Below are 4,930 nucleotides of genomic sequence, written 5' to 3' on the forward strand. Positions count from 1 at the left end.
CCAGTGGCCGGCCAGCTCCGACGATCGCCCATGGCCGACGGAGCAGTCGTGGGGCGGCATCGTGGCGGACGGCCCGTTCGCCTGCGCCGAGTCGGCCAACTCGCGGCTGTTTCCCTTCTGGCCGACAGCCGTGATCCAGAACGCGGCCAAGGCACTCAACAGCTGCATGGACACGACCATGGGCGTGCCGGACCCGGAAGACTTGGTGGAACGAGCGAAGGAGCTGGCGGCGGACGGAGACATCGCGCCGCTCTCGGCGCTCGCGAACCACACCGTCTATCTCTACTCGGGCAATGACGACCAGACGGTCACGCGGCCCGTGGTGGAAGCCGCCAAGCAATTCTACGACCTGGCAGGCGTCGCGCTCGGCAATGTGACGCTGGTGAAAGGCGCGGGCGGGCACGCCTTCATCACGGAAGAAGGCGGCGCGGCCTGCGGTCTTTCGGAGGGGCCTTATGTCAGCGACTGCGATTACGACCAGGCGCGCGCCATCCTGGGATGGATGTACGGGCCGCTAGAACCTCAGTCCGCCGAGCCGCAAGGCGAGTTTCTCGTGTTCGATCAGGAAGAATTCTCCGAGCCGGGTGACAGCTTTGCCGATGAAGGCGTGGTGTATATCCCGCCCACATGCCGGTCGAAGCCTGGCTGCAGGGTCCACGTGGCGCTCCATGGCTGCCGCCAGTCGCGGGAGAACGTGGGCGACACCTTCATCAAGGACACGGGATTCGCCGAGATCGCCGATACCAACCGCCTGGTCATTCTTTTTCCGCAGGCAAGAGCGATCTCCGGGACCAACCCGGAAGGCTGCTGGGACTGGTGGGGCTATACGGGCCTCGACTATCTCGGCAAGGACGCGCCGCAGATTGCCGCCATCTGGGCGATGGTCGAGCGCCTGGCGGAGCAGGAGTGAGCGCCGTGGACGACCAGCCGATTGTCGTGATCTTCGAGGCGCCGCTCGGCTCCGACCTCTACCGGCAGGCTTTGCGTCTGCGGGAGGGCATCTTGCGCGCGCCGCTCGGGCTCACCGTCTCCGACGACGAGCTCTACGACGATGGCATGCGGCAGCATTTTTGCGCGGTGACATGCGGCGCGGTGGTGGGCACGGTCTCTTTAAGGCCGCTGGACGAGGCCACGCTGCACCTCAAGCAGATGGCGGTGGATGAGGCGAAGCGGCACATGCGAATCGGGGCACATCTTCTGGCGCATGCCGAAGCCTGGGCCGCGCAAGCCGGCTTTCGGCTGATGATCGCGCATGCCCGCGTCGGCGCCGAGGGCTTTTATCTGAAGCTCGGCTATGCTCAAGAAGGCGGCGCGTCGAGGAGAACACCATCCCCCATGTGCGGGTGATCAAACGGCTCGGCCAGGAGGTAAAACGATGAGCGTAGACGTCGGCGACAAGGCGCCCGCCTTCACACTGCCCACGGACGGCGGCGGCGAAATCTCCCTGGACGATTTCAAGGGCGAGCCCGTGGTGCTTTATTTCTATCCGAGGACGACACGTCGGGCTGCACGGCCGAGGCCTGCGCCTTTCGCGACGCGCTGCCCGATTTCTCCAAGGTAAAGGCGGAGATCATCGGCATCTCGCGGGACCCGGTCAATAAGCACGACAAGTTCAAGGCGAAGTACGCGCTCAATTTTCCGCTCGCCTCCGATGAAGAGGGCAAGACTTGCGAGGCCTACGGCACCTGGGTCGAGAAGAGCATGTATGGCCGGAAATATATGGGCATCGAGCGCTCAACCTTTCTGATCGACGGCAAGGGCGTGATCCGCGAGGTCTGGCGGAAGGTGAAGGTGCCGGGCCACGCCGAAGCGGTGCTGAAGGCGCGCAGGCGCTCAAATAGCGCGAGACAGTGCTAGACGGCACACTAGGCGAGAGCGAGCTTGCCCATAGTGCTTCTTAGGATCTCGAAATTGCGTTCGCGGCAATCTGCGAAATTGACGAGCTGCAGCCACAAATCGAGATCCCGACCCCAATCGCGCCAATAGATTGGAAACAGCACTGGCCGCTCCGACCGCTTGTTCCGCAATCGTGCCTGCATGAGTTCCTCGCGGCATTCGGGAGATGCGAAGTAAGCGGGAGTCAGGATCGTGACGATAGAGCTGCTTGAGCTGATGGCGAGGTCCAATTCGTCCTGCCAAGCTTTTCCTTTGTCGATGGCGAGCCGAAAGTCGAACACGCGCTTGGCGTCCCCCCTCTTCTCCAATTCTCGCTTAACGCAATCGGCAGCCTCCGCGTCGGCACTCGAGAAGCTGAGGAACACGTCGAAGTCGTTCACTGCGCTGGTCTTGAGCGATGTGACCGGAAGCATGGCCTTGAACGCCGCCATGACTCCGGCAAGCTCTGCCGCCCGCCCCGGAGTCCGCTCGATAATCTTTAGCTCTTTGATGGGGAGACCCCGCGCCAGCCAGTGCGTGGCTGCCTCCAGAATGGAACTCAGCATCTGCTCGCCTGGCCAGCCTTGATCCCCGGTAGCCAACACAGGCATGGCCACAACTTGGCCCCGCCGGTCATCGAGGAAAGGGAAAAGTCCTCTGAACAAGTTTCCGACCAGTTCAGGTGGCGTTCCCAGCTCACTCGGTTCGAAACAAGCAATCTGCCCGATATTGAGGGATGCATTTGCGAGCGGTTTCGAGAGCCAGAAGGCGCTCGTGGCCCTCAGGTCGTACAGCTTGTTGGCTGCGAGCTCCCCGACTGAAACGCCGCTTCGATCAAGCGCGCCGATGAGGCTCGTCGTAGTCGGTGCGTAGTGTTCAGGGAATGCTGAAACGATCAGAATGTCCGCATGCTGCTCGGGTGAGAGAGCGGTAATCTCGCCCTCGTAGAGGGCTATACTTCGCGTGATCGCGCCATCCGAAACGTCAATTTTGTCCAATAGCTTGACCATTGCCCGCGCACCCTCTGGCACCTGCGCAGGTGAATGCTGACCCATTGGCCGAACTACGGCAACCCTGGATAGGCTGCGGCCTCGCAGGACCCCGAGGCCTTTCCCTTTGAGAACTTCATGGTACAGAGCCGCATGTTCCTCGGCCTCTCCCGTAATTTTTGGTTCATGCTGGCCCTCATCGTCCTGGTGACGGCGGCCGGGATCGTTGGTCCGCGTCTCTACCGCATGGCGCTGCTCGGCTCCGGTTACATGGCGCAGTTGCTGTGCTCCGGGATGTTCGTCTCCGGCCGGGACTACGAGGACCTCATGCGACAGGATCTCTCCGGGCCGGGGCTCGAGGCCTTAGGTCTGTTCACGCCGTCCGTCGATACGGACGAAAAAGAAGTGAGCGCCGCGGTGTTCGGGCTCGCCGGGCAGACCTCGATCTATCGCGAGGGACTCGGCTGCACGTTGATTGACGGCCGCGACGAGGCGGAGCTCCGCGCCGAGGCTGAAGGCCTCTTCCCACCGGCGCCGCCACTTGACCGTGACGCCGAATGGCCGGACGGCGCGCGCGTCACGAAAGGCCCCTGGCCCGAGGGCGTCGATGGGGCAGCTGCGGCCCGCGCCATCGAGGCGATCTTCGCCGAGCCCGACCCGAAGCGTCCGCGCGGCAGCCGCGCCCTCGTCGTCGTGTATCGGGGCCGCATCGTCGCCGAGCGCTATGCGGACGGTTTCGACGCACACACGCCGCTGATCGGCTGGTCCATGAGCAAGACGGGAACCAACGTGCTCGTGGGCTTGCGGGTGCAGGACGGCGCGCTCGCGCTCGACGACACACGGCTGATGCCGGAATGGCGGGGACCAGACGATCCGCGCGGCGCCATTACGCTGAACGAGCTGATGCGCATGACGAGCGGGCTCGCCTTCGACGAGAGCTATGACGACAAACTCAGCGACGTGTCGCAGATGCTGTTCACACACGGCGACACGGCGCGGTTCGCCGCCGAGAAGCCGCTCATCCACGAGCCTGGAACGGTCTGGTCCTATTCCAGCGGCACCACCAACATCCTCGCCGCGATCGTGCGCGAGACGTTCGACGGCGAACGGGAGTATCTGCGCTTTCCGCACGACCGCCTGTTTGCGCCGCTCGGCATGCGCACCGCGACGCTCCCGCCCGACGCCTCCGGCACGCTCATGGGCTCATCGTTCCTCTACGCCTCGGCAAGGGATTGGGCGCGGCTCGGCTTGCTCTTCGTGCAGGACGGGATGTGGCGGGGGGGAACGGCTCTTGCCGGCGGGCTGGGCCGCGTATTCGCTAAGGCCGACGCCACAATCGCCGCACAACGACTACGGCGCGCAGATCTGGCTCAAGCTGCCTGACTCTCCCGGGCGTGGCGAGCCGCCCATGCCGGAGGACGCATTCTACATGTCGGGCTATGACGGGCAGGTGGTGGCCGTGGTGCCGTCACGCGATCTCGTCGTGGTGCGGCTCGGGCTCTCGCGGAACGGGAGCGACTGGGAGTCCGCGCGCGATCTGGCGCCGCTGGTGAACGCCTTCCCGGCGCGGGCGCCATAGACCTCGATCTAAAAAAAGGGGCCACAGCGCCGAAGCGATGCAGCCCCGCTATCTTGGATGAACCAAGATTACTCCGCGGGCGTCTCGGCCGGCGGCTCAGCCATGGAATCGTCGGGCTTGGCGGGCATTTCCTCGGCCGGCTTCGCCGGCTCCGCCGCCTTCTCTTCACCTCCCCCGCACTGGTTGGCCGACAGGCCGACAAGCGCAATAGAGGCCGCTGCGGCAATCAAAAGAAATCTGCGCATGTCATCGGTCTCCTCGTTGCACGCGCCTTTTGTTTCGGGCTCAAGTCTTCGTGGCGCGGGTGCCCGAAAAATAGCTGACCGGCGGGGGGAAAACCATAGCCTCTCTAGACTGTCCCCAGCCATCGCGGACAATGAATTCTTGCGGGAGAGCGCGAAAACCACCGGTTTTCGTCGCCGATCAACGCGTTATGGAAGGCGTTAATGGCGCACCCGAGGGGATTCGAACCTCTGACCTCTGCCTT

General features: G+C 63.9%; 6 protein-coding genes and 1 pseudogene. 5 read left to right on the forward strand and 2 right to left on the reverse strand.

The genetic code is table 11. From position 1 onward, the window contains the following. The 3 genes and pseudogenes from AUC71_RS08725 to bcp all read left to right on the forward strand — a co-directional run. Positions 1–910, forward strand: a 910-nt coding sequence (locus tag AUC71_RS08725; RefSeq protein ID WP_069623957.1) for an extracellular catalytic domain type 2 short-chain-length polyhydroxyalkanoate depolymerase, incomplete at its 5' end; no start/stop codon positions are given. Positions 911–915: 5 nt separating this feature from the next. Continuing rightward, the gene (locus AUC71_RS08730; protein WP_141701567.1) at positions 916–1,347 is read left to right on the forward strand and encodes a GNAT family N-acetyltransferase; all 432 of its coding nucleotides are present in this window, start codon (positions 916–918) and stop codon (positions 1,345–1,347) included. A 28-nt stretch (positions 1,348–1,375) separates the two neighbouring features. Beyond that, a pseudogene (bcp, locus tag AUC71_RS08735) lies at positions 1,376–1,857 on the forward strand (thioredoxin-dependent thiol peroxidase). A gap of 8 nt (positions 1,858–1,865) precedes the next feature. Here bcp and AUC71_RS08740 read toward each other — a convergent pair. Further along, positions 1,866–2,885, reverse strand: a complete 1,020-nt coding sequence (locus AUC71_RS08740) for a toll/interleukin-1 receptor domain-containing protein (RefSeq protein ID WP_069623959.1) — start codon at positions 2,883–2,885, stop codon at positions 1,866–1,868. A gap of 117 nt (positions 2,886–3,002) precedes the next feature. Here AUC71_RS08740 and AUC71_RS08745 point away from each other — a divergent pair, with 117 nt between their 5' ends. Together AUC71_RS08745 and AUC71_RS20240 are read left to right on the forward strand one after the other, a co-directional pair. After that, entirely contained in the window at positions 3,003–4,247 is a 1,245-nt protein-coding gene (locus tag AUC71_RS08745) for a serine hydrolase domain-containing protein (protein WP_204376682.1), read from the forward strand. Between the two features lie 25 nt (positions 4,248–4,272). Continuing rightward, a complete protein-coding gene (locus AUC71_RS20240; protein ID WP_204376683.1) occupies positions 4,273–4,443 on the forward strand; it encodes a hypothetical protein in 171 nt (56 codons plus the stop codon). Between the two features lie 68 nt (positions 4,444–4,511). On the opposite strand, the gene AUC71_RS19400 is transcribed toward AUC71_RS20240, so the two are convergent. Next, positions 4,512–4,688 carry a hypothetical protein gene (locus tag AUC71_RS19400; RefSeq protein WP_158007768.1) on the reverse strand — a complete coding sequence of 59 codons (177 nt, stop codon included), beginning with the start codon at positions 4,686–4,688 and terminating at the stop codon, positions 4,512–4,514. Positions 4,689–4,930 lie beyond the last annotated feature (242 nt).

Source organism: Methyloceanibacter marginalis, from assembly GCF_001723295.1.
GTDB lineage: Bacteria > Pseudomonadota > Alphaproteobacteria > Rhizobiales > Methyloligellaceae > Methyloceanibacter > Methyloceanibacter marginalis.

Excerpts from the sequence above, each read along its gene's own strand:
- AUC71_RS20240 (WP_204376683.1), top strand. The coding sequence starts at position 4,273 with ATGCCGGAGGACGCATTCTACATGTCGGGCTATGACGGGCAGGTGGTG.
- AUC71_RS08745 (WP_204376682.1), top strand. The coding sequence starts at position 3,003 with ATGGTACAGAGCCGCATGTTCCTCGGCCTCTCCCGTAATTTTTGGTTC.
- AUC71_RS08740 (WP_069623959.1), bottom strand. The coding sequence starts at position 2,885 with ATGGTCAAGCTATTGGACAAAATTGACGTTTCGGATGGCGCGATCACG.
- AUC71_RS19400 (WP_158007768.1), bottom strand. The coding sequence starts at position 4,688 with ATGCGCAGATTTCTTTTGATTGCCGCAGCGGCCTCTATTGCGCTTGTC.